Origin of the sequence: Chelatococcus sp. CO-6 (assembly GCF_001271345.1) — a bacterium.
Classification (GTDB): Bacteria; Pseudomonadota; Alphaproteobacteria; order Rhizobiales; family Beijerinckiaceae; genus Chelatococcus_A; species Chelatococcus_A caeni.
The window spans coordinates 14,956-41,333 of sequence record NZ_CP012399.1 but is presented as its reverse complement, the minus strand read 5'-3'; the positions used below and the strand labels follow the sequence as shown (position 1 = coordinate 41,333).

29 protein-coding genes are annotated in these 26,378 nt (G+C 69.9%); 11 read left to right on the top strand and 18 right to left on the bottom strand.

The annotated features are described in order from the left end of the window. Positions 1-4 precede the first annotated feature (4 nt). On the bottom strand, positions 5-904 hold the full coding sequence (locus AL346_RS20715; protein ID WP_019400144.1) for a LysR substrate-binding domain-containing protein: 900 nt from the start codon (positions 902-904) through the stop codon (positions 5-7). Positions 905-1,134: 230 nt separating this feature from the next. Between AL346_RS20715 and AL346_RS20710 the strand changes: the two genes are divergently transcribed. The 5 genes from AL346_RS20710 (at position 1,135) to AL346_RS20690 (ending at position 5,703) form a co-directional block, all read left to right on the top strand. Then, the gene (locus AL346_RS20710; protein ID WP_019400145.1) at positions 1,135-2,118 is read left to right on the top strand and encodes a TRAP transporter substrate-binding protein; all 984 of its coding nucleotides are present in this window, start codon (positions 1,135-1,137) and stop codon (positions 2,116-2,118) included. Further along, on the top strand, positions 2,115-2,696 hold the full coding sequence (locus tag AL346_RS20705; RefSeq protein ID WP_019400146.1) for a TRAP transporter small permease: 582 nt from the start codon (positions 2,115-2,117) through the stop codon (positions 2,694-2,696). Before AL346_RS20710 ends, AL346_RS20705 begins: the two co-directional genes overlap by 4 nt. After that, complete coding sequence (locus AL346_RS20700; protein ID WP_019400147.1) at positions 2,693-3,955, top strand: TRAP transporter large permease; 1,263 nt, start codon at positions 2,693-2,695, stop codon at positions 3,953-3,955. The genes AL346_RS20705 and AL346_RS20700 overlap by 4 nt, the downstream gene beginning before the upstream one ends. Positions 3,956-3,975: 20 nt before the next feature. Then, complete coding sequence (locus AL346_RS20695; protein WP_019400148.1) at positions 3,976-5,346, top strand: NAD(P)H-dependent oxidoreductase; 1,371 nt, start codon at positions 3,976-3,978, stop codon at positions 5,344-5,346. Between the two features lie 72 nt (positions 5,347-5,418). After that, positions 5,419-5,703: a putative quinol monooxygenase gene (locus AL346_RS20690; protein ID WP_019400149.1), complete on the top strand. Its 285-nt coding sequence runs from the start codon at positions 5,419-5,421 to the stop codon at positions 5,701-5,703. 12 nt (positions 5,704-5,715) lie between these two features. Here AL346_RS20690 and AL346_RS20685 read toward each other — a convergent pair whose 3' ends face one another. The 10 genes from AL346_RS20685 to AL346_RS20640 all read right to left on the bottom strand — a co-directional run bounded on the left by AL346_RS20685 (position 5,716) and on the right by AL346_RS20640 (position 16,193). Further along, a complete protein-coding gene (locus AL346_RS20685; RefSeq protein ID WP_019400150.1) occupies positions 5,716-6,528 on the bottom strand; it encodes an aspartate dehydrogenase in 813 nt (270 codons plus the stop codon). A gap of 31 nt (positions 6,529-6,559) precedes the next feature. Next, a complete protein-coding gene (locus AL346_RS20680; RefSeq protein WP_019400151.1) occupies positions 6,560-7,690 on the bottom strand; it encodes an alpha/beta hydrolase in 1,131 nt (376 codons plus the stop codon). Next, entirely contained in the window at positions 7,677-8,378 is a 702-nt protein-coding gene (locus AL346_RS20675) for an ABC transporter ATP-binding protein (protein WP_019400152.1), read from the bottom strand. Before AL346_RS20675 ends, AL346_RS20680 begins: the two co-directional genes overlap by 14 nt. Then, positions 8,378-9,142 carry an ABC transporter ATP-binding protein gene (locus AL346_RS20670; protein ID WP_019400153.1) on the bottom strand — a complete coding sequence of 255 codons (765 nt, stop codon included), beginning with the start codon at positions 9,140-9,142 and terminating at the stop codon, positions 8,378-8,380. The genes AL346_RS20675 and AL346_RS20670 overlap by 1 nt, the downstream gene beginning before the upstream one ends. Then, entirely contained in the window at positions 9,139-10,152 is a 1,014-nt protein-coding gene (locus AL346_RS20665; RefSeq protein WP_019400154.1) for a branched-chain amino acid ABC transporter permease, read from the bottom strand. The genes AL346_RS20670 and AL346_RS20665 overlap by 4 nt, the downstream gene beginning before the upstream one ends. Continuing rightward, positions 10,145-11,059 (bottom strand): branched-chain amino acid ABC transporter permease, encoded by a 915-nt coding sequence (locus AL346_RS20660; RefSeq protein WP_019400155.1) that lies wholly within the window; start codon positions 11,057-11,059, stop codon positions 10,145-10,147. The genes AL346_RS20665 and AL346_RS20660 overlap by 8 nt, the downstream gene beginning before the upstream one ends. 72 nt (positions 11,060-11,131) lie before the next feature. Further along, positions 11,132-12,295: an ABC transporter substrate-binding protein gene (locus tag AL346_RS20655; RefSeq protein WP_019400156.1), complete on the bottom strand. Its 1,164-nt coding sequence runs from the start codon at positions 12,293-12,295 to the stop codon at positions 11,132-11,134. A 59-nt stretch (positions 12,296-12,354) separates the two neighbouring features. After that, positions 12,355-12,903, bottom strand: coding sequence for a 3-hydroxyanthranilate 3,4-dioxygenase (locus tag AL346_RS20650; protein WP_019400157.1), 549 nt, complete (start codon positions 12,901-12,903; stop codon positions 12,355-12,357). Positions 12,904-12,939: 36 nt separating this feature from the next. Then, complete coding sequence (locus AL346_RS20645) at positions 12,940-13,911, bottom strand: dihydrodipicolinate synthase family protein (protein ID WP_019400158.1); 972 nt, start codon at positions 13,909-13,911, stop codon at positions 12,940-12,942. Further along, positions 13,908-16,193, bottom strand: coding sequence for a xanthine dehydrogenase family protein molybdopterin-binding subunit (locus tag AL346_RS20640; RefSeq protein ID WP_019400159.1), 2,286 nt, complete (start codon positions 16,191-16,193; stop codon positions 13,908-13,910). Before AL346_RS20640 ends, AL346_RS20645 begins: the two co-directional genes overlap by 4 nt. Positions 16,194-16,329: 136 nt before the next feature. Between AL346_RS20640 and AL346_RS20635 the strand changes: the two genes are divergently transcribed. Beyond that, positions 16,330-17,247, top strand: coding sequence for a LysR family transcriptional regulator (locus AL346_RS20635; protein ID WP_019400160.1), 918 nt, complete (start codon positions 16,330-16,332; stop codon positions 17,245-17,247). Here the strand turns inward: AL346_RS20635 and sigJ are convergent. The 4 genes from sigJ to AL346_RS20615 form a co-directional block, all read right to left on the bottom strand. Further along, positions 17,237-18,124 (bottom strand): RNA polymerase sigma factor SigJ, encoded by an 888-nt coding sequence (gene sigJ / locus AL346_RS20630; RefSeq protein WP_053194107.1) that lies wholly within the window; start codon positions 18,122-18,124, stop codon positions 17,237-17,239. The two genes, AL346_RS20635 and sigJ, sit on opposite strands and share 11 nt — an antisense overlap. A 1-nt stretch (position 18,125) precedes the next feature. After that, on the bottom strand, positions 18,126-18,557 hold the full coding sequence (locus AL346_RS20625; RefSeq protein WP_026015482.1) for a carboxymuconolactone decarboxylase family protein: 432 nt from the start codon (positions 18,555-18,557) through the stop codon (positions 18,126-18,128). Positions 18,558-18,685: 128 nt separating this feature from the next. Then, positions 18,686-19,573, bottom strand: coding sequence for a pyridoxamine 5'-phosphate oxidase family protein (locus tag AL346_RS20620; protein WP_019404186.1), 888 nt, complete (start codon positions 19,571-19,573; stop codon positions 18,686-18,688). 63 nt (positions 19,574-19,636) lie between these two features. Continuing rightward, entirely contained in the window at positions 19,637-20,179 is a 543-nt protein-coding gene (locus tag AL346_RS20615; protein WP_053194105.1) for a carboxymuconolactone decarboxylase family protein, read from the bottom strand. Between the two features lie 126 nt (positions 20,180-20,305). Here AL346_RS20615 and AL346_RS20610 point away from each other — a divergent pair, with 126 nt between their 5' ends. Next, positions 20,306-21,205 (top strand): LysR family transcriptional regulator, encoded by a 900-nt coding sequence (locus tag AL346_RS20610; protein ID WP_053194103.1) that lies wholly within the window; start codon positions 20,306-20,308, stop codon positions 21,203-21,205. A gap of 6 nt (positions 21,206-21,211) precedes the next feature. On the opposite strand, the gene AL346_RS20605 is transcribed toward AL346_RS20610, so the two are convergent. Together AL346_RS20605 and AL346_RS20600 are read right to left on the bottom strand one after the other, a co-directional pair. Continuing rightward, positions 21,212-21,517: a DUF6522 family protein gene (locus tag AL346_RS20605; RefSeq protein ID WP_019400907.1), complete on the bottom strand. Its 306-nt coding sequence runs from the start codon at positions 21,515-21,517 to the stop codon at positions 21,212-21,214. Between the two features lie 39 nt (positions 21,518-21,556). Beyond that, positions 21,557-21,982 (bottom strand): Rrf2 family transcriptional regulator, encoded by a 426-nt coding sequence (locus AL346_RS20600; protein WP_019400906.1) that lies wholly within the window; start codon positions 21,980-21,982, stop codon positions 21,557-21,559. A 231-nt stretch (positions 21,983-22,213) separates the two neighbouring features. Here AL346_RS20600 and AL346_RS20595 point away from each other — a divergent pair, with 231 nt between their 5' ends. Genes AL346_RS20595 through AL346_RS20580 form a run of 4 tightly spaced genes read left to right on the top strand, consistent with a single transcriptional unit; the run spans position 22,214 to position 25,965 of the window. Beyond that, positions 22,214-23,173 carry an ABC transporter substrate-binding protein gene (locus AL346_RS20595; protein WP_019400905.1) on the top strand — a complete coding sequence of 320 codons (960 nt, stop codon included), beginning with the start codon at positions 22,214-22,216 and terminating at the stop codon, positions 23,171-23,173. Further along, positions 23,163-23,972, top strand: coding sequence for an ABC transporter permease (locus AL346_RS20590; protein ID WP_019400904.1), 810 nt, complete (start codon positions 23,163-23,165; stop codon positions 23,970-23,972). The genes AL346_RS20595 and AL346_RS20590 overlap by 11 nt, the downstream gene beginning before the upstream one ends. Beyond that, on the top strand, positions 23,969-24,709 hold the full coding sequence (locus AL346_RS20585; protein WP_019400903.1) for an ABC transporter ATP-binding protein: 741 nt from the start codon (positions 23,969-23,971) through the stop codon (positions 24,707-24,709). The genes AL346_RS20590 and AL346_RS20585 overlap by 4 nt, the downstream gene beginning before the upstream one ends. Then, entirely contained in the window at positions 24,706-25,965 is a 1,260-nt protein-coding gene (locus tag AL346_RS20580) for an NnrS family protein (protein WP_019400902.1), read from the top strand. The genes AL346_RS20585 and AL346_RS20580 overlap by 4 nt, the downstream gene beginning before the upstream one ends. Here the strand turns inward: AL346_RS20580 and AL346_RS20575 are convergent. After that, positions 25,949-26,218 (bottom strand): hypothetical protein, encoded by a 270-nt coding sequence (locus tag AL346_RS20575; protein ID WP_019400901.1) that lies wholly within the window; start codon positions 26,216-26,218, stop codon positions 25,949-25,951. The two genes, AL346_RS20580 and AL346_RS20575, sit on opposite strands and share 17 nt — an antisense overlap. Positions 26,219-26,378: the final 160 nt, after the last annotated feature.

Here is a 26,378-nt window from a genome sequence, read left to right as displayed (position 1 = left end):
GCGCTCAGGGACGGCGTCCACCGCCGGGCTGGCGGGACAGGACCTCGCGCGCCCAGGCGATGAAGACCTGCACCTTGCGGTGGCGCAGGTTCTGGTGCGGGCAGACGAACCATTGCGAGACCATGCGCATGGGCAACGGCTCGCGCATGGGGCAGACGAGGCGCCCGTCGCGGCGCTCGCGCCAGGTGGTGAGGTCGCTCTCGAGGGCGATGCCCATGCCGTCGGCCGCCGCCTCGATCGTCATGTACGAGCGGTCGAACAGCACGCGCCTGACGCGCGAGGGCATGTCGATGCCCGCGTGGCGGAACCAGTCCGGCCACTGCACCAGCGTCTTGACGGACTGGATGAGGCGGAAGCCGAACAGATCCTCGGCGCCGAGCGAGCCGGGCGGCGCGAGCTGCGGCGCGCACAGCGGCATGACCGTCTCCTCGTAGACCGGATCGACGAACAGGCCCGGCCAGCGCCCCTCGCCGTGACGAAGCTCGAGATCGACGCCCTCGCGGGCGAAGTCCGTCGGCTCGTTCGTCGCGTCGATGCGCACCTCGAGGTCGGGGTTGTCGTCGAGGAAGCCGGCGAGGGCCGGCAGCAGGCATTTGGTCGCCAGCGTCGGGGCCGCGCGGACGGTGAGCACCGTGACCGCATTGTAGCCGCGCATGTTGCGCGTCGCCGTCGCGATGCGCTCGATCCCCGGGTCGATCATCTCGAAATAGCGCTCGCCGGCCTCGGTCAGGGCGATGCCGCGGCCCCGGCGCGTCAGGAGCGACGTGCCGAGATGCGTCTCGAGAAACTGCACCTGCTGGCTGATCGCCGAGGGCGTGACGCCGAGCTCTTCCGCCGCCTTGGTCAGGCTGCGCCAGCGCGCAGTGGCGTGAAAGGCGCTGATGGCCCGGTAGGGAAGATACATGGCGGACCTTTCAGACCAGCTAAACAATCGGATCATAAAACTGGTTTGTCCTAAAGACCAAGCCGTCCTAGGCTTTCGTTCGCGACAACAAGTGCTGCACCGCAAAAAACCAAGCAGCCATTGCACAGGGAAGTAATCGCCGCGCGGCGGCGATGGCCGGGAAACGCAAATCTCATTTTACAACGTCGCCGATGCCTGGCGCGGGCACGGCGCGAACGGGAGGGTGTCTCATGCGCTGGATCAATGTCGCGGCCACGACGGCCGTTGCGGTCGTGCTCGGTTTGTCGAGCGTCGCAGTCGAAGCCAAGACCCTTCGCCTCGGGCATGCCACGTCGGACACCAATCCACGGCATACGGCCGCCCTTGCCTTCGCCGAGAAGGTGAAGGAGGCGAGCGGCGGCAAGTTGACGGTGACCGTCGCCGGCAACGCCCAGTTCGGCGACGACGTGGAGATGATCTCCGCCCTGCGCCTCGGCACGCTCGACATGTCGCTCAACAGCCAGGGCTCGATGTCCGGGGTGGTGCCGGAGGTGACGACGCTCGGTCTGCCATTCCTCTTCGACAACCTCGAAAGTGCCTGGAAGGTGATCGACGGGCCGATCGGCGACGAGCTCGCCAAGAAGGCCGAGGAGAAGAACCTCATCGTGCTCGCCTGGTGGGACAACGGCATCCGCCAGATCACCAACAATGTGCGCCCCATTACCAAGCCGGACGATCTCAAGGGGCTCAAGCTGCGCGTGCCGCCGGACCCGATGGGCACCGACATCTTCGCCGCGCTCGGCGCCAATCCGACGCCGATGAAGTTCTCCGAGCTCTACCTTGCCCTGCAGCAGGGCGTCGTGGACGGGCAGGAGAACCCGATCATGAACATCTACTATTCCAAGTTCCAGGAAGTGCAGAAGTTCATGTCCCTGTCGGGACACAAGTACGAGGTGACGCCCTTCCTCATCAACAAGATGGCCTGGTCCAGCCTGTCGCAGGAGGAGAAGGACATCATCCTCGAGGCGGCGCGCGAGGCGCGTGACTTCCAGCGCCAGCTGTCGCTGAAGGCCGACGGCGAATTGCTGCAGAAGATCAAGGACGCCGGCGTAGCCGTGAACGAGGTCGACCCCGGTCCGTTCCGCGAGGCGACGAAGTCGGTCTACGACAAGTGGCAAGCCCAGTTCGGCGACTTCGTGCCGAAGCTCGTCGACGCCGCGCGGGCAGGCTCGTGACGGCCCTGAGCCGTCCCGCCGTGCGCACGGGCAGCGGCCTTGCCGCGCTCGTGCGCATCATCGACGGGACCGTGCTTCTCCTCGCCCAGGCGATCGGCGCGCTCGTCACAGTCGCGCTCTTCGTGGCGGTGATGACCTCGGTCATCGTGCGCTATGCGACGAACGCCAGCATCGGTTGGGTCAACGAACTGCCGGACCTGCTGTTCCCGTGGCTCGCCATGTCCGGCATCGTCGTCGCGGCGCAGTTCGGCCGGCACATCGTGGTCGAGTTCGGCATCCTGCTGATGCCGCGGGCCATGGGCCGCGTCGTGCTCGTCATCGTCCATGTCCTCGTCGCGGCGATCTTCGTCTTCCTCGCGCTCGAGGGACGCATGGTGATCGAGGTCACGTCCGCCGAGCGGTTCCCGGTCCTCGGCCTGCCGATGTCCTTCGCCTATCTCGCGCTCGTCACCGGCTGCGTGCTCATCGCCGTCACGGCGCTGACCACGGCCCTCCGGATCGCCGGCGACGCGGGCGACCCGCTCAAGGCGCGCGACGGCATGGAGCCGGGCGGCCAGCACGGGGAGGCCGCGTCGTGACGGTGCTGCTCATCATCCTCTTTGCCGCGTTCATGCTCGTCGGCATGCCCATCGGCTATGCACTCGTCCTCAGCGGCACGGCGGCGATCCTCCTCCTCGGCGACATCCCGAGCACGGTGGTGCTGCTCAAGATCTTCCAGCCGATGCAGAGCTTCCCGCTGCTCGCCATTCCCTTCTTCATCCTGTCGGGTGCGCTCCTGATGTCGGGGCGGCTGGGGCAGCAGCTCATCGCCTTCGCCGCCGCGCTTGTCGGGCGTTTCCGCGGCGGCCTCGGCCAGGTCAACGTCTTCGGCTCGGCGCTGTTCGGCGGCGTGTCGGGCTCGGCGGTGGCGGACGCCTCCGCGCTCGGGGCCATGCTCATCCCGTGGATGCGGCGCGAGGGCTATCCGCCGGCACTGGCGGCGGCGATCACCGCCTCCTCCTCCATCATCGCCGTGCTCATCCCCCCGTCGATCCCGCTCATCCTCTATGCGGCGGTCTCGAACGCCTCCATCGCGCAGCTCTTCCTCGCCGGTCTCCTGCCCGGCGCGATGCTGACGATCGGGCTCATGGTCTCGTGCTGGCTCATCGGCCGTGCGCGCGACCTGCCGGTGGTGCGCATCGAGGGCGGTGCGAAGGCGGTGGCGAAGACGGCGCTCGTCGCGGCGCCGGCCATCTCGCTGCCGCTCATGATCGTCGTCCTCCTGCGCTTCGGCATCGCGACGCCGACGGAGGTGAGCGTCATCGCCGTCGCCTACGCGCTCATCATCCGCTTCGCCTTCTATCGCGACCTCAACGGCACGGGACTTCTCGCCAATATCATCGCGACCCTCGCGACGACGGGCGTCGTGATGCTGGTGATCGCCGCGTCCAACCTCATCGGCTTCATCCTGACCGTCGAGAACATCCCGGCCATGCTGGCGGACTGGGCGCTGAACACGCTCAAGGAACCCTGGCTCATCATCCTGATGATGAACCTCGTCATGCTCTTCGTCGGCATGTTCCTCGACCTGCCGGCGGCGATCCTCTTGCTCGGGCCGCTGTTCGTGGCGCTTGCCGGGGCCATCGGGCTCGACCTGATCCAACTCGGCGTGATGATGACGATCAACCTCGCCATCGGCCTGTTCACGCCGCCCGTGGGGACGACGCTCTTCATCGCCTCGGCCATCTCGCGCGAGAGCGTGGGTGCTGTCGCCCGCGAGATGTGGCCGTTCTACCTCGTCGCCATCACGCTGCTCGGGCTCGTCGCCTTCGTGCCGGCCTTCACCATCCACTTCTGATCTGAACAGGAGCAATCCCCGTGAATCTCGCATCCATGCTCAAGCATCGCGCAGCCGAGGGCCGGCCCGTGCGGGTCGGCCTCATCGGGGCCGGCAAGTTCGGCTCGATGTTCCTCTCCCAGGTGCGCACCACAGTCGGGCTGCACCTCATGGCGGTGGCCGACCTCTCGGCCGAGCGCGCCCGCAAGGCCATGACCAACACCGGCTGGGACGTCGAGGCGGTCGCCGCCGCTTCCTTCGCCGATGCGCTGGCGAAGGGCGGCACGCACCTCACCGAGGATTCGGAGGCGCTCATCAAGGCCGACGGCCTCGACGTCGTCATCGATGCCACGGGCAATCCGGGCGCCGGCATCCGCCACGCCCTCCTGGCGGCGAAGAACGGCCGGCACATGGTCATGGTCAATGTCGAGGCGGACGTGCTCGCCGGCGCCCATCTCGCGGAGGAATTCCGCAAGGCCGGCCTCGTCTACACGCTCGCCTACGGCGACCAGCCGGCGCTCGTCTGCGAGATGGTGGACTGGGCCGAGACCTGCGGCTTCCGCGTCGTCGCCGCCGGCAAGGGCACCAAGTACATGCCGAGCTACCACCAGTCGACGCCGGAGACGGTGTGGACGCATTTCGGCATCACGCCGGAACAGGCGGCCCTCGGCGGCATGAACCCGCAGATGTTCAACTCCTTCATCGACGGCACCAAATCGTCCATCGAGATGGCCGCGATCTCGAACGCGACGGGTCTGCTCGCGCCGAAGGACGGCCTCCTCTTTCCGCCCGCCGGCGCGCACGACCTGCCCCAGGTTCTCAGGCCCGTCGCCGACGGCGGCGTGCTCGAGCGCAAGGGCATGGTCGAGGTCGTCACCAGCGTCGAGCGCGACGGGCGCCAGGTGGTCAACGACCTGCGCTGGGGCGTCTACGTGGTCTTCGAGGCGGCAGACACGGATGTGCGCGGCGACTATGCCCGCCGCTGCTTCCGCGAATACAACATCACCGTGGACCCGTCCGGCCGCTATGCCGCGCTCTACCGTACCGTGCATCTCATCGGCCTCGAGCTCGGCGTCAGCGTCGCCAATGCGGCGCTGCGCGGCGAGGCGACGGGCGCGCCGAGCGCCTTCCGCTCGGACGTCGTGGCCGTCGCCAAGAAGGCGCTCAAGCCGGGCGAGATGCTCGACGGCGAGGGCGGCTACACCGTCTGGGGGCGGGTGATGCGGGCGGAGGATTCGCTCGCCATCGGCGCGCTGCCCATCGGCCTTGCGCACAAGGTGGCGCTGAAGCGGCCGGTCGCGCCCGGCGGCGTCGTGCGCTGGGAAGATGTCGAGATCGCCGACAGCGAGGCCGTGCGCGTGCGCCGCGCCATGGAGCAACAGGCGGCTGCGCGGCGCATCGCGGCCGAGTAGGATCGGTGGCGACGGGGCCGGCTCGCCGCCGGCCCCTTCACGTTGGGACACTTGCCGGAGGTTCGTTCACCCATGCTGACCGTCGTCGCCATCATCCGCGCCGAGGAGGGACAGGAAGAAGCCGCCCGTGCGGCGCTCGAAGCACTCATCGCCCCGACCCGGGCGGAAGATGGCTGCATCCAGTACGACCTGCACCGGGACAACGCCGATCCCGGCCTCTTCATCTTCTACGAGAACTGGCGCGACGAGGCGGCGCTCGACCGGCACCTCGCGGCTCCGCACCTCGTGGCCCATGGTGAGCGCAGCCGCGGCATCATCAGGTCCGCCGACGTGCGGCGCATGACGCGCATCGGCTGAGGCTCACGCGCTCTAGCGCGCGAGCGTGCGCACGCGGTTCTCCACCAGCCGCGCTAGGCTGAGCGCCGTCATCTCCGAGGATTTCGGGTTGTCGGCGAGCGCCCGGTTCTCGATCGTCACCTCGAGCGTGCCGAAGGCGCCGCGTGCCGCAAGGCGATGGCTGTTGCCGGTCGCCTGCGGATCGGCCACCAGCACGACGCGGGTGCGGTCGAGCCCGATGCCGGCAAGCGCCGTGATGACGGTCGCATTGGCGTTCTGCGGAAAGCGGTCCGCAGCCGCGCGCGCCGAGCCGGTGAAGATGGCGGTGGGGCTCTCGATGCGGTCGAGCACGACGAGCGCCTCCGCCGCCGTGCCGCGCCAGGCGGCCGGAGGCTTGACGATGGTGTGCACCACCTCGTCGAGCGGCAGAGCGGCGGCCGCGCTGAGGGCATCGATGCCGCCGAGCGCGCCGGGCGGGATGACGATGCGGCTGCCGCGGTCCTCGGCGATGCGGATGAGCCGGTCGTGGAGCGCAGTATCGCAAAAGGCGCTGGTCGACGACACGACGAAGGTGTCGGCCGAGCGCAGCGCGGCCTCGCCCCACGGCCCGACGGCAGCCCGGCCGGCGGCTTCGATCACCATGTCCGGGGCAACGGCGGCGAGTGCGTCCGGGTGGCGAAGCAGGGCCGCGCCCGCGGGCAGGCCGGCGCCGATGGCCGTCGTCTCGCGCACGCCGACGGCGACGAGGGTGACGTCTTGCGGAACGCGCTCCGCGAGAAGGCCGGCGACACGGCGGGCGATGGCGCCCCAGCCGACGATCGTGAGCCGCAGGGGTTTGCGCGTCATTGCGGGCATGCGCCTGTCCTTCGTCGCGGGCTCAATCGGCGGCCGTCGCCAGCGCCAGATCGAGCAGCGCGCCGCCGTTCAGGTCCTCCAGCAGGCTGAAATGATGCCGGTCGGCGGCGATGAGCGGTGCCGGCGCGCCCCAGGCTTCGGCAATGACGCGCGACTGGCGCTTGAACTCATCGCTCTCCTTCTCGCCGACCGCGACGCCGATGCGCAGGCCGCGCGGTGGCGGATGGCCGAGCGGGCTGAGCCGCGCCGCAAGGGCCGCATCGTCGAGGCCGAGCAGCCGGCCGAGCGGCAGGAGGCCGAGCGGCGTGAGGTCGAAGAGGCCCGAGAGCAGCAGGGCTGAGCGCACCGGCGGGTCCCGCGGGTCGAGCGCCGCCATGGCGGCGAGGTGCCCGCCGGCGGAATGGCCGGCGAGGTGAATGCGCGCGGCATCGATACCGAGGCTGTCCGCCTCGCGCGCGAGGAAACGCAGGGCGGCCCCGACCTGGGCAACAATGACCCTGAGCGGCGTGTCGGGTGCGAGGCCGTAGTTAGGCATGGCGACCGCATAGCCGGCGTCGAGCATGCCCCTGGCGAACTGGGCGTGCTGGGCCTTGTCGGAGGCCTGCCAATAGCCGCCGTGCAGGAAGACCCACAGCGGCGCGCGCCTGGCTCCTTGCGGCCGGTAGAGGTCGAGCCGCTCGTAGACGCCGGGGCCATAGGCGAGATCGAGCCCGCGATGATGGGCGCGGAAGGCTTCGCCGTCCCGGCTCCATTGCCGGAAAAGCGCCTCCATGTCCGTCTGCAGGCGCGGGCTGTACTGGCGGGCGAGCTCCGGCAGGCTGTAGCCGGCATAGACGGGTTCCGCAGGTGGCGCGGCAGGCGGCGCGAAGCTCGCACGCACCGTCAGGCCGTCATCCGTTCCGGGGCGCAGCGTGATCGGCGGGCGGAAGCCGGCGAAGACTTCACGATAAGTGAGGTCGACTTCATGGCGCGCCGGGTGGAAGGCGGCCGGATCGGCGCTCTCCCAGACCATGCCGGTCAGATGATGCGGGCCGCAGCCGGCGGCCACGAGGCCCCGCAGGATGGCGGAGAGCGCCTCGCGCAGTGCCGCGACCGGATCGCGGTGCGACGAATGGGCGGCAAGCGGGGCAGGATCGTTGTCAGACGCCGACATAGCGGTGCACCAGTTCCGTATCGCGGGCAAGGTCGGTGCTGGAGCCGGTCCACACCGTGCGCCCCTTTTCGAGGATGTAGTGGCGGTCGGCGAGGCGCTTCAGCACGTTGAGGTTCTTGTCGATCAGCAGGATCGACTGGCCCTCGGCCTTGAGCGCGGCGATGCAGTGCCAGATCTCGGCCCGGATGACCGGCGCGAGACCCTCGGTCGCCTCGTCGAGGATGAGCAGCCTGGGATTCGTCATCAGCGCCCGGCCGATGGCGAGCATCTGCTGCTCGCCGCCCGAAAGCGTGCGCGCATACTGGTCCGCCCGCTCCTGAAGCCGCGGAAAAAGGGCATAGACGCGCTCCAGCGTCCACGGTTGGGGCCGGCGCAGGCGGTTGGCCGCCGTCGCGACGAGGTTCTCGCGCACCGTGAGCGTCGGGAAGACCTGGCGCCCTTCGGGCACGAGGCCGAGGCCACGGCGGGCGACGGTTTCCGGCGCCGCGCCGCGGATGTCGGCGCCGTCGAGCGCGATGCTGCCGCCGCGCGGCGCGAGCAGGCCCATGATGGCGCGCACGGTCGTCGTCTTGCCCATGCCGTTGCGGCCGAGCAGGGTCACGACCTCGCCCTCGGCGATATCGAGCGCGACGTCGAAGAGCACCTGGCTCGTGCCGTAGGCGGCCTCCAGCTGGCGGATGCTGAGCATCAGGCGTCCCCCTCGCCGAGATAGGCCGTGCGCACGTCCGGGTTGTCGCGGATCTCCTCCACCGTGCCCGTCGCGATGATGCGCCCGTAGACGAGGACGGAGACCCGGTCGGCGAGGGCGAAGACCGCATCCATGTCGTGCTCGACGAGGAGCATGGTGGTCCGGCCCTTGAGCGCGCGCAGCGTCTCCACCATCTGGCCGCTTTCCACGTGGCCGAGGCCGGCCATCGGCTCGTCGAGCAGCAAGAGGCGCGGCTCGCAGGCGAGGGCCACGGCGAGCTCGAGCTGCTTCTGCTCGCCGTGCGAGAGGTCCGCCACCCGGGTCTCGGCGCGGTTGGCGAGGCCGCTCGCCGTCACGTGGCGGCGGGCGCGGCTGTGCAGGCCCTCGTCGCGGCGCGCGTCGGCGAGGAAGCGGAAGCTGTGCCCGTCCCGCGCCTGTACGGCGAGCGCGACATTGTCGAGCACCGTGAAGTCGGGCAGCAGCTGCGTGATCTGGAAGGTGCGGCCGAGGCCGCGATGCACGCGGCCGGGCGTCGCGAGATGGCCCACCTCCTCCCCGTCGAGGCGGATGGCGCCGGCATCCTGCCTCAACTCGCCGAAGAGCTGCGCGATGAGCGTCGTCTTGCCGGCGCCGTTGGGGCCGATGAGAGCATGGAGCTCGCCCGGCATCACGTCGAGATCGACGCCGTCGGTGGCGATGAGGCCGCCGAAGCGCTTGGCGAGGCCGCGGACGCTGAGAAGGGGCTCGGGCGAGATCCCACTCATGGCTTGCCTCCGAGCCGCGCCAGCAGTGCCTGCAGCCCGCCGCGCGTGAACAGCACGACAGCGAGCAGTAGCGGTCCGAGGATGATCTGCCAGTGCTCCGTCCAGGCCGCCAGCACCGTCTCCAGGATGACGAGGGCGGCGGCCCCGAGCAGCGGCCCGAACAGCGTGCCGACGCCGCCGAGGATGACCATGATCATCAGTTCGCCGGACTTGGTCCAGTGCAGCATGTCCGGGCTGACGAAGCGCAGGTAGTTGGCCATCAGCGCGCCGGCGAGGCCGGTGCCTATGCCGGAGATGACGAAGGCGGCGAGCTTGTAGCGGTAGGGCGCGATGCCGATGGCGGCCATGCGGCGCTCGCTCTGGCGCAGGCCGACGAGGACGAGGCCGAAGCGCGAGCGCACGATGCGCGACAGGAGCGCGAAGAAGGCGGCCGCCACGCCGAGGCAGATGAAGTAGAAGACCGTGTCGTTGCGCGTGTCGAGGCCGAAGAGCTCGTTGCGGCGGCGCACGATGAGCCCGTCCTCCGCGCCATAGGCCGTCAGCGAGGCGAAGAGGTAGAAGATCATCTGCGCGAAGGCGAGGGTGATCATGATGAACTGCACGCCGCTGGTGCGCAGCGACAGGGCCCCGATCACGGATGCCAGAAGGCCGGAGACGACGACGGCCGCGGGCAGGGTGACGAGCAGCTGGTTGCTGCCCGTGAACAGGCCGAGGATGAGCTCGTCCGCGACGTAGTGCTGGTAGAGGATGCCGACGGTATAGCCGCCGATGCCGAAGAAGGCGGCATGGCCGAAGCTGACGAGCCCGCCGTAGCCGAGGGCGAGATTAAGGCTCGCGGCCGCGATGCCGTAGATGAGCACGCGCGTCGCCAGCGCCACCGTTGCCGGCGAGCCGGCGGCCTGCGCCACGAACGGCAGGAGGACGAGCGCCGCGATGACGGCGGCCGCCGCCAGGAGCGGTTTCGCGGAAGGTGGGGCAAAGCCCGTCTGCGCCGTCACGGTGTCACGCATTGGCGATGAACAGTCCCTTCGGGCGGACGAGCAGGACGACCGCCATGAGAAGATAGATGCCCATGGAAGACAGGCCCGCCGCCAGCGCATCGGCCTCCGGGCCGGTCGTAAGCTGGCGCAGCAGGCCGGGCAGGAAGGCGCGCAGGAGCGTGTCCACGACACCGACGATGAGCGCGCCGAAGAAGGCGCCGCGGATGGAGCCGACGCCGCCGATCACCACCACGACGAAGGTCATGATGAGGATCTGCTCGCCCATGCCGACCTGGACGGCGAGGATCGGCCCCGCCATCAGCCCGGCGAGGCCCGCGAGCAGCGCCCCGAGCCCGAAGACGGCCGTGTAGAGAAGCCGCACGTCGACGCCGAGGGCCCGGACCATGTCGCGGTGCGTGGCGCCGGCCCGCACCAGCATGCCGATGCGCGTGCGGTTGATGAGAAGGTAGAGGCCGACGGCCACCGCAAGCCCCACCGCGATGATGGCGAGGCGATAGACCGGATAGGCGAGCCCCGGCAGGATCTCGATGGAGCCGTTGAGCGCCGGGGGGATGGAGACGAAGAGCGGCTGGCGGCCGAAGAGCAGCGTCACCGTCTGGTTGAAGAAGAGGATGAGGGCGAAGGTGGCGAGCACCTGGTCGAGATGGTCACGCGCATAGAGCCGGCGGATCACGAGATATTCCATCGCCATGCCGGCGAGGCCGGCCGCCGCGAGCCCCGCCGGCACGGCGACGAGGAAGGAGCCCGTGCGCTCGGCTGCGATCGCGGCGGCATAGGCGCCGATCATGTAGAGCGAGCCGTGGGCGAGATTGATGACGCCCATGATGCCGAAGATGAGCGTCAGCCCCGCGGCGAGCAGGAACAGCATCACGCCGAACTGCAGGCCGTTCAGCAATTGTTCGAGGAGGAGCGTCATCTCGGGCCCGTCTTGCCGTGGGCGGGCAGCGGCGGCGGGCGTGCTGCCCGCCGCTGCCGCAGCAATGCGCCCTCAGAGCTTGCACTGCTCGGCGTAGGCGTCGCCGTGGTCGGTGAAGATGGTGCCGACGGTCTTCAGGACGAGCTTGTCGCCGTCCTTCTCGACGCGCAGGGCACGCCAGTCCTGGACCGGGTGCTGGTTGGGCCCGAACTTGAAGGCCCCGCGCACGGACTGGAAGTCGGCCTTGGCGAGGGCGGCGTTGAACGCCTCGATGTCGTCGAGCTTGCCGCCGGTCTGCCGGAGCGCCGAGGCGATCAGCAGCGCGGTGTCGTAGCCCTGGCTCGCATAATAGGTCGCCGGACGGTTGTAGGCCTTCTGCCAAGCGTCCATGAAGGTCTTGTTGGCCGGATTGTCGAGGTCGGCGTTCCAGTGGCTCGAGACATTGACGCCGAGCGCCGCCTCGCCGACGGCGTTGAGCGTCACGTGGTCCATGGAGGGAGCGGCGAGGACCATCGGGATCTTGCCCGTCAGGCCCGCCTGCTGGTACTGGCGCAGGAAGGCGATGCCGAGGCCGCCCGGATGGAACTGGAAGACGACGTCGGGATCGGCCGCGCGGATCTGCGCCATCTCCGCGGCGAAGTCCGTCTGGTCGAGGCGGGTGTAGACCTCGCCGACGATCTCGCCCTTGAAATAGCGCTTGAAGCCGGCGAGCGCGTCCTTGCCGGCCTGGTAGTTGGGCGCGAGGATGAAGGCGCGCTTGTAGCCGAGATTGGTCGCGTTCTGGCCCGCGCTCTCGTGCAGGCTGTCGTTCTGCCAGGAGACGACGAAGTAGTTGCGGTGGCATTCCTTGCCGGCGAAATTCGACGGCGCGGCATTGGGGCTGACGTAGACGGCGCCGGAATCGACGATGTCCGGCACGGTCGCCCCCGCGACGTTGGAGAAGACGATGCCGGTGAACAGCTTCACGCCGTCGTTCTTCATCAGGCGGTCGGCGATCTGCTTGCCCTGGCCGGGCTTCAGGCTGTCGTCCTCGACGATGAGCTCGACCGGCACGCCGCCGAGCTTGCCGTCCTCCATGTCGATGGCGAGCTTGAAGGCGTCGCGGATGTCCTGTCCGAGATAGCCGCCCGGGCCGGACAGCGTCGTGATCATGCCGATCTTGACCGGCGTCTCGGCGCCTGCCGGCAAGGCGGCGCCGGTCATCGCCAGCGCCAACAACAGCGATTTGAACTTCATTGCGGTTCCTCGGCCAATCGTTCCGTCTCTGGGTCGTCGTTGTCGGGTTCTCGTGCCCGTTATAGCGCTACCCATCCCTCCGGAGGCTTGCGCCCGGGGTGGATGGAGCCGCAGTTCGGACAGGTACGCTTTTTTTCGTCCGCATAGAAGGCCTCATAGAGCGGTGGCAGGTCGCGCACGATGCTCTTGAGGCTGACCTCGACGCGGTGGACGAGGGTGCTGCAGTCGAAGCAGTACCATTCGAAGGCGTCGATCTCGTCCGGCTGGCGCTTGGGCTCGATGACGAGGCAGATCGACCCGGCCTCGGGGCGCTGCGGGGAATGGCGCACGTGCGGCGGCAACAGGAAGATGTCGCCCTCGCGCAGCGGCACGTCGTAGAACGCGCCGTTGTCGACCACCTTGAGCAGGGCGTTGCCCTTCATCTGGTAGAAGAACTCCTCGACGGGATCGTCGTGATAGTCGGTGCGCTGGTTGGGGCCGCCGACGACGGTCACCATCATGTCGGCGTCCTCCCACACCTGCTGGTTGCCGACGGGTGGCTTCAGCAGATGCTGGTGCTCCTCGATCCACCTGGCGAAATTGAAGGCTTTCAGGCGTCCGGTCTTCATCGCGTCCTCTCCTCCGCTTTAGGTTTTCGGCACCGTTCACGCCGCGGCCGTGGCTGCGGTCCTGAGCCCGCAGGTGTCGAAGGCGGCGCGCGTCGCCGCCTTCTCGGCCTCCGTCAGGGGCAAGAGCGGCGGGCGCACAGCCCCGCCGACCTGGCCGAGCAATTCCTGCCAGTATTTCTGATGCGCATGCGGCTTCTCGGCCGGCCGCGTGCCGCGCAGCGCCCGGCGCACGGGATCGAGGCTGTCGCGCACGGCGCGCGCCCGCTCCGCCTCCCCGCGCAGCGCGAGATCCGTATATTCGCGCATGCGCAGGTCGTGCGGCGTCTGGACGAGATAGGGCGGCGACGAGCACAGGTAGAGCTGCCAGCCGAGCTCGAGAATATTGTCGAGCCACTCCTCCTCCGAGGCGGTGCTGACGAGGATGCGGTCGCCCGCCAGGCGCGTCAGCTCGGCATACATCGGCCGCGGCACGCTGTACTTGATGGCGACGACGTTCTCGATATCGGCGAGGCGGTTGCAGAGCTCCGGGCTCATGAGGTAGCCGCTGTCCGGGTGGCTCCACAGGGCGATGCCGATGCCGACCTTGTCGGCGATGGCGCGGTAGTATTCGTAGACCGTCTCGTCCTGCGCCTTGAAGAAGTGCAGCATCGGCGCGTGGATGACGATGTAGTCGGCGCCGACCTTTTCGGCATGGCGCGCAAGGTCGATCACCACGTCCATGTTCTGGTCCGAGCAGGACATGATGGTGGCGCCGCGGCCGGCCGCGGCCTCCACCGCGATCTCGAAGCTGCGCTTGCGCTCCTCCACCGACATGGAGAAGAACTCGCCCTGCTTGCCGGCGATGAAGAGCCCGTCGATCTTCAGGTCGTCGAGCCAGTGGCGGATGTTCTCGCGAAATCCGTCCTCGTCGAGGGCGAGCGCGGGCGTGAACGGCGTCAGCGCCGCTGCCCAGATGCCCTTCATGTTGGCCCGGGCATAGGCCTTGGCGTCCTTCTTCGCGTAATTCATGGCTTGCCTGCTCTTTCGGGGCCGGTGCCGGCCCTGATCGCCTTCCAGATCTTCTGGCTCGTCAGGGGCATGTCGAGATGGGTGACGCCGGAGGGTGAGAGGGCGTCGAGGACGGCGTTCACGATGGCGGCCGGCACGCCGATGGTGCCCGCCTCGCCGACGCCCTTGGCGCCGAGGGGATTGGTGGGGGAGGGGGTCTCGAGCTTATCGATGGCGACGGGCGGCACGTCGGCGGCGCGCGGCATGGCGTAATCCATGAAGGAGCCGGTGACGAGCTGGCCGTCCTTGTCATAGACGAGGCTTTCCATCAGCGCCTCGCCCATCCCCTGCGCCATGCCGCCGACGAGCTGGCCCTCGACCAGCATCGGGTTGAGCACCGTGCCGGCATCGTCCACCCACGTGAGCCGTTCGATTGTCGGCACCCCGGTCTCGCCGTCGATGCCGACCACGCAGATGCAGCAGCCGCTGCTCCAGGCTTCCCCGTCGGCATGGAAGACGACGGAGGTGGAGAGGGCGGTGTCCCCCTCCGTGCCGGCGGCGAGGCCTTCGCCCATGCCCTGCCAGGAGATGGCGCGGCCGGTACCGTCGAGGGCGACGAAGCCGCTCTCGACGGCGGCGACATGCGCCTCGGCGCATTGCAGGAGCTTTGCCGCGGCCCGGCGCGCCTCGTCGCGGAAGGCTTCCACGGCCTTGAGCATGGCGCTGCCGCCGATGGCCGTGCTGCGGCTTGCGAGTGCGCCGATGCCTTCGGGCGCGCCGGCGGTGTCGCCGTGGCGGACGCGGACGCGCCCGGGCGGCACGCCGAGCCCGCTGGCGACGATCTGCGCGATGGCGGTTTCCCGGCCCTGGCCCTGCGCCGTCGCGCCGGTGGCGGCAAGGATACCCCCATCTGCGGCGAGCGAGACGGTGGCGCTCTCCCAGCCCTGCCCGCACGGCTCGACATAGAGCGCAAGGCCGATGCCGCATATTTCGCCGGCGGCGCGCCGGGCGGCGATCTCTTCGCGCAGCCGGGCATAGTCCGCCCGCTCGCAGGCGCGCGCGAGCAGCTGCGGATAGTCGCCGGAATCGAGGGCTTCCCCCGTCGCCGTGCGGAACGGAAGCTCCTCGGAGGCAAGGAGGTTGCGCCGCCGGATCTCGGCGGGGTCGAGCGCGAGCGCCCGCGCCGCCGCATCCATCAGCCGCTCCATCAGCATGGCCGCTTCCGGGCGCCCGGCGCCGCGGTAGATCCCGACGGCGGCCGTATTCGTCAGCCGGCCGGTGAGCGCGATGTCGACGGCGCCGATGCGGTAGGGCCCCGGCAGGATGCGCCCGGCATTGCGGCCCGGCGCGCTCGCGCTGTAGGGCAGCCAATGGCCGAGCGGGAAGTCGAGGTTCGCCCGGAGCGCGAGCGCGCGGCCGTGCCGGTCGAGCGCGAGGGACCCTTCGAGCCGCCCGCCGCGGCCCTGGGTCGCGGCCTGGAGGTCCTCGCCGCGCGTCGCGCACCATTTCACGGGCCGGCCGAGCCGGCGCGCGGCCCAGGCGACGAAGACATCTTCGGGATAGATCGAGGCCTTGCCGCCGAAGGCGCCGCCGACATCGGGCGCGATCACGCGCAGCCGCGCTGCGGGCAGGCCGAGGATGCGGGCAAGGTCCTGGCGGGCGCGATGCGGTGTCTGCGTCGACAGCCAGACGGTGAGCAGGCCCTCGGCCTCGCTCCATTCGGCGAGCGCCGCGCGCGGTTCGAGCGGCGCCGGCGCGAGCCGGGCGTGGGCCACGGAGACATGAACGATGTGGTCGGCGCCGGCGAAGGCGGCTTCGACATCGCCGGCCGCCCAGCGATGGCTGATCGCCTCGTCGTCCGGGCCGCCGTCGCGCAGCGGCATGGCTTCGATCTCGGCCGCCACCAGCTGCGCCGCATCGCGGGCGGCAGCGGCCGTCTCGGCGATGACGGCGGCAAGGGGCTGGCCGACGGCCTCGACGGTGCCTGAGGCGAGAACGGAGAAGCGCGGCACGCGGATATCCGGCAGGAGCGGATTGACCGATGCCTCGCCCAGCGCGCCGAGCTCGGCGCCGGTGAAGACGGCGACGACGCCCGGCGCCGCGCGCGCCTCCGCCGTGTCGATCGCCGCGATGGTCCCCCGCGCGTGGCTGCTGCGCACGAATTCGACGTGGAGACAGGCGTCGGGCGCGAGATCGTCGACGAAGCGGCCGGCGCCGGTGACGAGTCGCGCGTCCTCGAAACGGGGCAGGCTCGCCCCGATCCACCGGCCGACGCTCGTCTGGCGTTGTTCGCTGTTCGCCAAGGCCGCCTTCCCCCGAATGAACGGCAGAGCCTTCCGCGCATCCAGGGAAGGCCGGCGACGATCACAGCAAAGGGTCGGCTATATGACAATTCGGTGAATTTATATTAATTAAGAAGAAGAACCTATAAATCGCGCCATGAACGTCACCATCCGCCAGATCGAGGTGTTTCTTGCCGTGGCCGAGCTCGGCAGCTTCACGCGCGCCGCCGAGCGGCTGCGCATGACGCAGCCTGCGCTGTCGCAGCAGGTGCGGGAGCTGGAGGCCGCGCTCGGCATCCGCCTGTTCGACCGCACGACGCGGCGGGTGGAACTGACGGCGGGCGGGCGGGAATTCTCGGCCGCCGCCGGCAAGGTGCTGGAGGACCTCGAGCTTGCCGTGCGCAATGCGGCCGACCTTGCCGAGCGCCGCCGCGGGCGCATCGTCATCGCCGCCCCGCCGCTCCTTGCCGCCGCCATCCTGCCGCGTGCCATCGCCGAATTCCGCGCGAGCCATCCGGGCATCCAGGTCGCCGTGCTCGACACGGGCACGGACCGCATCGTCGAGGCCGTGCGTCTCGGCAAGGCCGATTGCGGGCTCGGCACCTTCGCCCCGGCCGAGGAGGGCATCGAGCGCGCCAGCCTTGCGCGCGACAGCCTGATGCTCTTCTGCGGCCCCGGCAGTCCCTTCTTCGATCGCGATGCCGTCGCCTGGCGAGAGCTTGCCGACGAGCCGCTCGTCACGCTGACGCGCGACAGCGGCATCCGCCTTCTCGTCGAAGTCGGCTACGAGGCGGCCGAGGTGCCGCTGCGGCCCGCTTTCGAGGTCTCGCAGATCACGACCGCCGTCGCCCTCGTCGAGGCCGGCCTCGGCTCGGCCGTGCTGCCGACCTATGCCTTCGCCGCGGCTGAGGGAAAGCGCGTGGCGGCGCGGCCCCTGACCGCGCCGTCGATTTCCCGCGACATCGTCCTCATCCATGCCAGCGGCCGCTCCCTCTCGCCGGCCGTCGCAGCCTTCGAGCCGGTGTTGCGACGCTGCGCGCAGCGACTGACGCCGCGCCGTTCCTTCAATGTCTGACAAGCGCCGTCAGGCCGGCGAGCTTGTCGGGGTTGCGCATGATGAAGACGTCGCTCGTCCGGCCCTCGGCATCGAAGCCGAAGGTGACGGCCGCGACCGGCGCATCGGCGTCCGTGAGGATGAAGCCGAGCTGGCCGTTGATGGCGGCCTCCACCCAGCGATAGCTCCGCCACCATTCGTGCAGCCGCCCGGCCAGGAAGTCGAGCACCGCCTCGCGCCCCTCGATGGGCTCGCGCGCGGCCGTCGCCTTGCCGCCGCCGTCCGCGGTGACACGGATGTCCTCGGCGAGGAGCCGCGTCAGGCCGGCGGTCGCGCCCTCCGCCACAGCGGCCTGGAATGCGGCCAGCAGCTCCTGCTGGCGCTCGAGGGGCGCGACGTGGCGGACGGCATCGCTGCCGACCGCCGCCTTGGCGCGCGAGACGAGCTTGCGCACGGCCGGCTCGCGCAGCTCCATCGCCTCCGCCACGGCGGCATAGTCCATGTCGAAGATCTCGCGCAGCAGATAGGCGGCCCGCTCCTTCGGCGTCAGGCGCTCCAGCATCAGGAGGAAGGCCGTCGTCAGCGTCGCCGCGATCTCGTGGCTCTCCGCCGCCGCGTGGCCGACCGGCGTGTGGATCGGCTCCGGCAGCCACGCCCCGATGTAGTCGACCCGCTTGCGATGGGCCGACCGCAGCATGTCTATGCAGCGGCGGGTGCAGGTGGCCGTCAGCCAGGCGGCGGGATTGTCCACGGCCTGCGTGTCCGCGAGGCGCCATTTCAGCCACGTGTCCTGCACCGCATCCTCGGCATCGGCGCGCGAGCCGAGGATGCGGTAGGCGAGGCCGACGAGCCGCGAGCGTTCTTCCTCGAAGACCTGTCCGTGTTCGCCCGCGTCCATGTCAGTGCCCCGAGACCTGGATGCGGTTCCACAGGTTGATCATGGCGACGGTGGCCGTCAGCGCGCCGATCTCGGCCTCGGAGAAATGCGCGCGCAACCGGGCGCGCAGCGCGCCGAGGTCGCGGTGGTGGTCGAGCTCCGTCAGCGCCTCGGTCCAGGCGAGGGCGGCCTTCTCCCGCTCGGAGAAGTCGTTCACCTGGTCCCAGACGATGATGCGATCGAGCCGGTCGTTCGTCTCGCCGTCCTCCCGCGCCTCGCGCGTGTGCATCTTCACGCAGAAGGCGCAGCGGTTCATCTGCGAGGCCCGCAGCTGGACGAGGTGGTGGATCGTTCTGTCGAGGCCGTGGCCGTCGATCACCGGATGCACGCTGCCAAGCACCTTCAGCACGTCGGGAATGACCTGATCGTAACGCACGCTTCGTGTTTCAGTCATCGTCGTCTCCTGTTCGCGGCGGCGATATTCGCCGTTCATGGGGATGACGATCGGGTGGATGCCCCTGTGACGTGGGGCGCGGAAAAAATCCTGGGCGTCAGCGTGACCCTGCCGCTCCTGCCGGTATCTCACAACCAGTAGCGCGGATAGTCCCTTCGCCCGGTGCAGCGGTGATAGAGGAGGGCCACGGCGACGAGCGTGGTCGCGCCGGCGAGGACCGGCGTCACGAGGAAGGACCAGTCGGCTCCGGCGAGCATGACGAGGAGCGGGTTGGCGCCGGCCGTCCAGGGCGGCAGGGCCTCGCCGGAGGGTGAGCGCAGCTCGTAGAGGCGGACCTTCGGCGTGAGCTGGCGGATGGCCGACACGACGAGCGAAACCGGACCATTGCCGATGGCCTCGGCGGTGCCGGCTGACGCAAGTCGCCGGTTCTCGGCCGAGAGCTGCTCGATCTGCCGCTGCAGCGGGGCCGTGAGCGCGGCGATCTCGTCCTCGGTGAAGCGCGGCACGATGTGCTGCGGGCAGTTCCAGTCGAAGGCCTCGACCGTGATGACGACGGCCCGCTCGACGCGTGCGCGATAGGCGGGGTTCTCCAGCCGCGCGACAAGGCCGGGGTCCTCGTCCTCGTGCACGATGCGGGCCCGGCCCCAGATCTTCAGCCGGCGGCGGTTGGCATAGTCCATGAGGATCAGCGCCACGCGCCCGTCGGCGGCGATGTTGCCGACGCTGATGTACTGCACGTTGCCGCGGAAATCGGCATAGCCGATGGTCCGCTCGCCGAGCACCTTGAGGAAGCCGCGCGGCCCGCCGCGGAACTGGACATAGGGCCACCCGCCTTCGCCGACGCTCGCCTGGTAGAAGCCGTCGCGGGCCTCGATGAACGTCGCCTCGCGGGGGGTGATGACATCATGCGTGTCGCCTGCCGTATCGAGACCGGCATAGGTGGCGCGGCTCCCGTAGCGGGTCTGGGCCGCCTTGACGCTCGGGGTGAAGGCGATCTTCGCGAATGCGCGGGCCATGATCGCGTGCTCCGGGATAGGCCCGGCGCGGAGGCGCCGGGCGCGGGGCATGGAAGGGTGACGTCAGGCCGCCTGGAGCGTGACCCTGGGGAAGTCGATCTCGACGCGGCTCGCCTTGCCGAGGATGTTGGTGGTGAGGTTCATGCCGACATGGACGATGATCTCGACGATCTCGGCATCGCCGAAGCCGGCCGCACGCACGGCTTCGATTTCCGCCGTCGTGACCTCGCCCTTGTGTTCGACGAGCGCCCGCGCGAAGGCGACGGCGGCGGCGGCCCTGGCATCCTCGGAGGAGCCGCGGCGGTTCGCCTCCATCTCGGCGCTGCTCAGGCCGGCCTTGCGGCCGATCGCCGTATGGGCGGAGAGGCAGTATTCGCAGGCATTCTGCTCGGCAAGGGCCAGCGCGATCCGCTCGCGCGTCTGCGGGTCGAGGCTGCCGTTCTCGGCAATGGCGTAGAGGCCGAGGAAGGCGCCGAGCGCGGCGGGGGATTGGGCGAGCACGCGCAGGAAGTTCGGCGTCATGCCGAGCTTGGCCTGAACGGCGTCGAGCAGGGCCTTCGCCTCGCCCGTTGCGGCGGCGGGATCGACGGCGGAAATGCGAGCCATGGGAGAGCCTTTCTGTCCGGGGATGCCGGGTGTCTTGCATCCGGTGCACTGGACAATGGTGATTTCATCAGCTGTATAGAATTCCGATAGAAAGCAACTGACCATTGCGGCAGGTGGAATAATCTCATGGACCGTTTCCAGGCCATGGCGGTCTTCGTCGCCGTCGCGGAGGAGGAGGGTTTTGCGGCGGCGGCGCGCCGGCTGTCCCTGTCGCCGCCCGTCGTCACCCGCGCGGTCGCGGCGATCGAGGAGCGGCTCGGCACCCGCCTGCTCAACCGCACCACGCGCAACGTCCGCCTCACCGATGCGGGACGGCGCTATCTCGACGATTGCCGGCGCATCCTCGCCGAGATCGACGAGGCGGAGGAGACGGCCGCGGGCCTGCACCGCGAGCCGCGCGGGCAGCTGTCGATCACGGCGTCGGTGCTCTTCGGCCGCATGTATGTGGCGCCGATCCTGCTCGCCTTTCTCGACCGCTTTCCGGAGGTGACGGCGCGCACGTTCTTCGTCGACCGCGTGGTCAACCTGATGGAGGAGGGGCTCGACGTCGCCGTGCGCATTGCCGAACTGCCCGATTCAGGCCTGACGGCCTTGCGCGTCGGCTCGGTGCGGCGGGTCGTCTGCGCCTCGCCCGCCTATCTCGCCGAGCACGGCATTCCGCAGGAGCCGCAGGATCTCGCGCATCACCGCACGATCGCCTTCCGCGGCCTGACGCCGGTGGCGGAGTGGATGTTCCGGGACGAGGCGCGGGAGATCGCCGTGCGGCCGGCGCCGCGGCTCGTCGTCAACACGGCGGAGATGGCGATCACGGCCGCCGTCGAGGGCCACGGCATCACCCGCGTCCTGTCCTACATGGTGGCGCCGGAACTGGCGGCGGGCCGGCTCAAGATCGTGCTCGCCGCATTCGAGCCCCGGCCCGTTCCCATCCATCTGGTGCATCAGGAGGGGCGGCGCGCATCGGCGCGCGTGCGCGCCTTCCTCGACTTCGCCGCCGAGCGCCTGCGCGCCGACCCATCCATCAATTGACGGCCGTCAGGGCCCGCCCGGGCGGTGCATGGCCCCGGGCAAGGCGCGGTCGCCGAAATCGACGACCGACTGCTGGAGCACCTCGCCCGCCTCATCCACGGTGAGGCGCACCCGGCGCCCCTTGTGGAAGAAGGTCAGCCGGTACTGCCCCCGGTGCTCGTCCTCGCCGCGCTCGCACAGGCTGGTGACCTCGCCCGCGCGCATCAGGTCAGGCAGCGCGGAGGGCGCGATGGCGAGGAGGTCGCCGAGCAGCGTCGCGTCGACGAGGAAGCCCCCGTCGCTGCTGCGGTTCAGGCGTCTGACATGTCCCATCCGGTGCTCCGGTCATGACGGTGTGCGGCGCGCCTCGCCTCAGGCGGCCGGCGACAGAAAGTCCTCGGGCTTCAGCATGATGTCGGCGAGGGTGTAGCGGTCGAGCGTCGCGGTGAAGGCGTCGAGCGCCTCGCGCAGGATGCGCGGCAGCCGGCAGGGCCGCGTGATGAGGCAGGCATCGCCCGTGGCGAAGCATTCGACGAGATGGAAATCGGGCTCGGTCGCCCGCACCACGTCGCCGAGCCTGATGTCCTTGGGATCATGCGCCAGGGCAAGGCCGCCGGACCGGCCGCGCACCGCCTTCAGGAAGCCCGCGCGGGTCAGCGCGGTCGCCACCTTCATCAGATGGGCGCGGGAGATGTCGAAGGTGCGCGCCGTCTCCTCGATGGTGATGAGCCGTTCGCCGGCCGATGCCGCGAGCATCAACATGCGCAGTGCGTAGTCGGAAAAGTTCGTGAGCCTCATGGCCGCATGCTCCCGTGCCCGAAGGTGGCTTCAGAAAAGATGCATCCTTAATGCGATTTTTCAACATGGATCGTGCGACCGCCCTTGACAGGGGCCGGCAACCCTGCGCGATAAAAGAGACATAGCAAATATGTCTTTTTAAATGTTCCAAAGGCGGAGGCTCGCGTGCCGACCGGATGCTCCCGCCTGCCTGCGATCGGGCCGGAGGCCCGACGAAACCGAGGATTGGTCATGATCGATCGCCGTCATCTCATGCTGTCAGGCATTGCCGCTCTCGCCGTGCGGCCCGCCCTCGCCGGCTCTCAGGCCCTGACGCTCTGGGGTCCGCCGGCCGCGCCCTCCGTCGTCCTCGCGCAGGCCGCGGCCGAGGGGGAGATCCGGGGCCAGTCCGTCGACTTTCGCGTCTGGCGCTCGCCGGACGAGATGCGCGCCGGGATCGCGGGCGGTACGATGCAGGCGGTCGTGGTGCCGACTTATGTCGCGGCCAATTTCTACAATCGCGGCGCGGGCCTGCGGCTTCTCAACGTCCTGACGGAGGGGCTGCTCCATGTCGTCGGCACGCCCGGGCCCGAGGGGGTTGCCGGGCTTGCCGGCCGGCGCATCGCGGTGCCCTTCGCCAACGACATGCCCGACCTCGTGCTGCAGCGGCTCCTGGCCAAGGCTGGTCTCACGCCCGGCAAGGACATCCGTCTCGACTACGTCGGCTCGCCGCCGGAGGCCGTCCAGCTCCTCCTCGCGGGGCGGGTCGATGCCGCGCTCCTGTCGGAGCCGGCGGCCTCGGCCGCCATCCTGCGCGGCGACATGGCGGGCAAGGAACTGGTGCGCGCCGTCGATTGCCGGCGGGCCTGGCAGGCGGCCACGGGTGCGGCCTCCACGCCGCAGGCCGGCCTCGCCGTGACGCCAGCGCTCGCCGACAGGCTGGGTGGGGAAGGGCTCGAGGCCCTGCAGGGCGCGCTCGAAGCGGCCCTTGCCCGCGTGAAGGCCGATCCGGCGGCGGCGGGCGGTGCGGCCGCAGCCGCCCTCGAACTGCCAGCACCGGTCGTCGGGCGCGCGATCGCCTCGAGCAATCTCGTCGCCTTGCGTGCCTCCGCTGCCCGCGAGGCGCTGACGGGCTTCTTCGCCGCCCTCGCCGAGGACGATCCGCGCATCATCGGCGGCAGGCAGCCTGATGCCGGCTTCTATGTGCTCTGAAGCACGGGCCGCCGCCTGGCTCGGGCGCTATCTCTGGTCAGCCTGGGCCGGGGCGACGGGGCTTCTGTGCCTTGCCGCGGCCTGGCAGGCGGCGCACGAGCTCTATGGGGACTTCATCCTGCCGGATCCGCTGACGACGCTCAGGACACTCGCCGGCCTCGCGACGGAGCCGGGCTTGGGCGCGGCGGTGAAGGAGACGGGGATGCGCGCGCTCACGGGTTTTCTCCTCGCCGCCGGCATCGGCACGGCGGCGGGGACCGTCGCGGGCTATTCCTTCGCCGCCCTCAGGCTGATGAAGCCGGTCGTCACCTTCATCCTCGGCGTGCCGCCGATCTCGTGGATCGTCCTCGCCCTCATCTGGTTCGGCGCCTCCGGCGGCTCGGCCGTCGCGACCGTGATCGTCGCCGCGTTGCCCATCTCCTTTGCGGGGGCGCTGGAAGGCGTGGCGACGCGGGACCGCGGCCTCGATGCCATGGCGCGCGCCTTCGGTGCCGGACCGCTCCGCCGCTTCCGGGACGTGACGCTGCCGCATCTTCTCTCCTATCTCTTCGCGGCCTGGACGACGGCCATCGGCACGGCCTGGAAGGTCGCGGTAATGGCGGAGCTGCTCGGCAATTCCGGCGGCATCGGCGGGGCGCTCGCCAAGGCGCGCGCCCTGTTCGACATCCCGCAGGTCATGGCCCTGACGGTCCTCGTCGTCCTCTGCGCGCTCGGCAGCGACCATCTCGTCCTGCAGCCGCTGCGGGAGGCGGCCGAGCGCTGGCGCACGGCCGGCCAACCCTGGGGCGTCAAGCGATGAAGCTGCGGCTCGAGAACATCGGCCACGCCTTCCTCGGCCGCACGGTCATCGAGGGCATGGACCTCGCCCTCGCCGCCGGCGAGATCGTCGCCCTCGTCGGGCCGTCGGGCTGTGGCAAGACGACGCTCATGCAGATCGCGGCGGGTCTCGTCGTGCCGCTGCGCGGGCGCGTGCATCGCGCCTACCGGCGCCACGCCATCGTCTTCCAGGAGCCCCGGCTGCTGCCGTGGCTGACGGCGCGCGACAACATCGCCTATGGGCTCGCCTGCGCCGGGACGCCGCGCCGGCACCGGCGGGAGATCGCCGCGGCGCGGGCAAGGGAGGTGGGCCTCGAGGCCGAGGACCTCGACAAGTTTCCGGCGGAGCTCTCCGGCGGCATGCGCCAGCGTGCGGCGGTGGCCCGCGCGCTCGTCGTGGCGCCGGACGTGGTCTTTCTCGACGAGCCGTTCTCGGCCGTCGATGTCGGCCTGCGCCGCATGATGCAGGATCACCTCGCGCAGGCGGCGGCGCGCGAGGGCTTCTGCGCCCTCTTCGTGACGCACGATCTCGGTGAGGCCGCGCGCATCGCCGACCGGCTGGTCGTGCTCTCCGCGCGCCGGCGCGGCATCGTCGACCTGCGGGCTGTCCCCGGCCGGCCCGGCGCGCGGGACGAGCGCTTCGTCTTCGACCTCGTGGCCGCCTGGTCGCGCGAAGAGGCCTTCGCCGAACTCCTCGACGGAGCCGGGCGGCTGCAATGAGCGTCTCCAGCGACTGTTCGGTCAGGCGCACGCCGCAGCTTCTCCTCGACGAGGGCCTGCGCCTCTTCTTTCCTGTCGCCGCCTTGCACGGCGCCCTCTGGCCGCTCCTGTGGACGCTGGCCTTCTCGTTCGACCCGCCTTTCTCGGGTGCGGTGCCGCAGGGCCAGTGGCATGCGCACGAAATGGTCTTCGGCACCTATGGCGCCGCACTCGCCGGCTTCCTGACCTCGGCCGTGCCGGAATGGACCGATACGGATCGGGCCCGCGGCCGGGCGCTCCTGCTCCTCGTGGGGCTCTGGCTGCCGGGGCGCATCGTCGGGCTTCTCGCCGCCGATTGGCTCGTGCCGCTGGCGCTCGCCGGTGATGCCGCCTTCCTGTCGCTGCTCCTTGCCCATGTCGCCGTCCCGATGGCGCGGCGGCGCCTGTGGCGTCACTGGTCCTTCGTGGCCTGGCTCGTGGTGCTCGTTGCGGCTGAAATGGCCATCCGCCTTGCCTGGATGGCGGGCGACTTCGCGCTCGCGCAGCGCCTGCTCGTCGCGAGCCTCCTCATCTTCGTCATCCTGTTCGCGCTGTCGCTGTCGCGGATCAATGTGGTCGTGCTCAACTTGGCGCTCGACCCTTCCGGCGAGACGACGCCCTACAGGCCCCATCCCGGGCGCCAGAATCTCGCTGCCGGGCTCGCGGCCTTCTATGCGGCGGCACAGCTTGCCTTTCCGCAGTCCGCGGCGCCGGCCTTCCTCGCGCTCGCCGCCGGCGCGGCCTTCATGGACCGGCTGGCGGAATGGTTCGTGGGGCGCAGCGTGCTGGCAAGTCACGTGCTGGCTCTGGCCGGCGCGAATGCCGCAGCGGGGATCGGTCTTCTGTTCATCGGCGCCGGGCAGCTCGGGGCACCCGTCTCGCCCGCGGCCGGGCTGCACATGCTTGCCATGGGCTGCCTCGGTCTCGCGGTGCTCGCCGTCTTCACCATCGCAGGCCTCAGGCACACCGGCCGGCCACTGGCGATACCGTGGCAGGCGAGGGTCGCGTTCCTGCTTGTCGCGATGGCCGCGCTGGTGCGCACCGCCCCCGAGACAGGCCTTGCTTCGGTGCTTCACGGGATGCACTACGGCCTCGCGGCCGTCCTGTGGGCCACCGCCTTCGGGCTGTGGCTGCAGGGCTTCCTGCCCTTCATGCTCGCCCCTGCGCTGCCCGAGGTCGCGGGACAGTGCGAGGATCGAGGCATTGTGCCGGCGGCGGAGGCTAGAGCTGGCAGATGATGTGCCGGAACTGCCTCGAGCCGTGCACGTAATCCGAACGCGGTGCTTCTGACCTCTCGTCGATCTCGGCGGCGGACGAGACCTCGTCGAGCAGGAATGTCTTCCAGCCCCGGTCTTCGTTGCTGCTGCTGCCGCCGCGCACCTGCCAGGCGCTCATGGCGAGATGGCCGGCGGTCGTCTCGCCCACGGCGTGCACCTCGACGACACGCGTGAAGCCGTCATAACGCAGCTCGAGGCGCCGGCCGTGTCTCATGGCCGCGCAAGCAACGTCCGTCCGCACGCTCGCCCTCCCATGCGGGTTGGTCGGACGGCCCATCGTGCATCGTCCTGGGGCGATCCAATGGCGCTCCATTGCTTCGTCGTTAAGACTTTGAAGAAGAAGCCGAACTAGCATGCCGGTCTCGGGGAATACG

What these genes read in the sequence shown, in the direction of transcription:
- AL346_RS20715 (WP_019400144.1), bottom strand. Translation starts at nt 904, where the DNA reads ATGTATCTTCCCTACCGGGCCATCAGCGCCTTTCACGCCACTGCGCGC.
- AL346_RS20710 (WP_019400145.1), top strand. Translation starts at nt 1,135, where the DNA reads ATGCGCTGGATCAATGTCGCGGCCACGACGGCCGTTGCGGTCGTGCTC.
- AL346_RS20690 (WP_019400149.1), top strand. Translation starts at nt 5,419, where the DNA reads ATGCTGACCGTCGTCGCCATCATCCGCGCCGAGGAGGGACAGGAAGAA.
- AL346_RS20685 (WP_019400150.1), bottom strand. Translation starts at nt 6,528, where the DNA reads ATGACGCGCAAACCCCTGCGGCTCACGATCGTCGGCTGGGGCGCCATC.
- AL346_RS20680 (WP_019400151.1), bottom strand. Translation starts at nt 7,690, where the DNA reads ATGTCGGCGTCTGACAACGATCCTGCCCCGCTTGCCGCCCATTCGTCG.
- AL346_RS20675 (WP_019400152.1), bottom strand. Translation starts at nt 8,378, where the DNA reads ATGCTCAGCATCCGCCAGCTGGAGGCCGCCTACGGCACGAGCCAGGTG.
- AL346_RS20670 (WP_019400153.1), bottom strand. Translation starts at nt 9,142, where the DNA reads ATGAGTGGGATCTCGCCCGAGCCCCTTCTCAGCGTCCGCGGCCTCGCC.
- AL346_RS20665 (WP_019400154.1), bottom strand. Translation starts at nt 10,152, where the DNA reads ATGCGTGACACCGTGACGGCGCAGACGGGCTTTGCCCCACCTTCCGCG.
- AL346_RS20660 (WP_019400155.1), bottom strand. Translation starts at nt 11,059, where the DNA reads ATGACGCTCCTCCTCGAACAATTGCTGAACGGCCTGCAGTTCGGCGTG.
- AL346_RS20655 (WP_019400156.1), bottom strand. Translation starts at nt 12,295, where the DNA reads ATGAAGTTCAAATCGCTGTTGTTGGCGCTGGCGATGACCGGCGCCGCC.
- AL346_RS20650 (WP_019400157.1), bottom strand. Translation starts at nt 12,903, where the DNA reads ATGAAGACCGGACGCCTGAAAGCCTTCAATTTCGCCAGGTGGATCGAG.
- AL346_RS20645 (WP_019400158.1), bottom strand. Translation starts at nt 13,911, where the DNA reads ATGAATTACGCGAAGAAGGACGCCAAGGCCTATGCCCGGGCCAACATG.
- AL346_RS20635 (WP_019400160.1), top strand. Translation starts at nt 16,330, where the DNA reads ATGAACGTCACCATCCGCCAGATCGAGGTGTTTCTTGCCGTGGCCGAG.
- sigJ (WP_053194107.1), bottom strand. Translation starts at nt 18,124, where the DNA reads ATGGACGCGGGCGAACACGGACAGGTCTTCGAGGAAGAACGCTCGCGG.
- AL346_RS20625 (WP_026015482.1), bottom strand. Translation starts at nt 18,557, where the DNA reads ATGACTGAAACACGAAGCGTGCGTTACGATCAGGTCATTCCCGACGTG.
- AL346_RS20620 (WP_019404186.1), bottom strand. Translation starts at nt 19,573, where the DNA reads ATGGCCCGCGCATTCGCGAAGATCGCCTTCACCCCGAGCGTCAAGGCG.
- AL346_RS20615 (WP_053194105.1), bottom strand. Translation starts at nt 20,179, where the DNA reads ATGGCTCGCATTTCCGCCGTCGATCCCGCCGCCGCAACGGGCGAGGCG.
- AL346_RS20610 (WP_053194103.1), top strand. Translation starts at nt 20,306, where the DNA reads ATGGACCGTTTCCAGGCCATGGCGGTCTTCGTCGCCGTCGCGGAGGAG.
- AL346_RS20605 (WP_019400907.1), bottom strand. Translation starts at nt 21,517, where the DNA reads ATGGGACATGTCAGACGCCTGAACCGCAGCAGCGACGGGGGCTTCCTC.
- AL346_RS20600 (WP_019400906.1), bottom strand. Translation starts at nt 21,982, where the DNA reads ATGAGGCTCACGAACTTTTCCGACTACGCACTGCGCATGTTGATGCTC.
- AL346_RS20595 (WP_019400905.1), top strand. Translation starts at nt 22,214, where the DNA reads ATGATCGATCGCCGTCATCTCATGCTGTCAGGCATTGCCGCTCTCGCC.
- AL346_RS20590 (WP_019400904.1), top strand. Translation starts at nt 23,163, where the DNA reads ATGTGCTCTGAAGCACGGGCCGCCGCCTGGCTCGGGCGCTATCTCTGG.
- AL346_RS20585 (WP_019400903.1), top strand. Translation starts at nt 23,969, where the DNA reads ATGAAGCTGCGGCTCGAGAACATCGGCCACGCCTTCCTCGGCCGCACG.
- AL346_RS20580 (WP_019400902.1), top strand. Translation starts at nt 24,706, where the DNA reads ATGAGCGTCTCCAGCGACTGTTCGGTCAGGCGCACGCCGCAGCTTCTC.
- AL346_RS20575 (WP_019400901.1), bottom strand. Translation starts at nt 26,218, where the DNA reads ATGAGACACGGCCGGCGCCTCGAGCTGCGTTATGACGGCTTCACGCGT.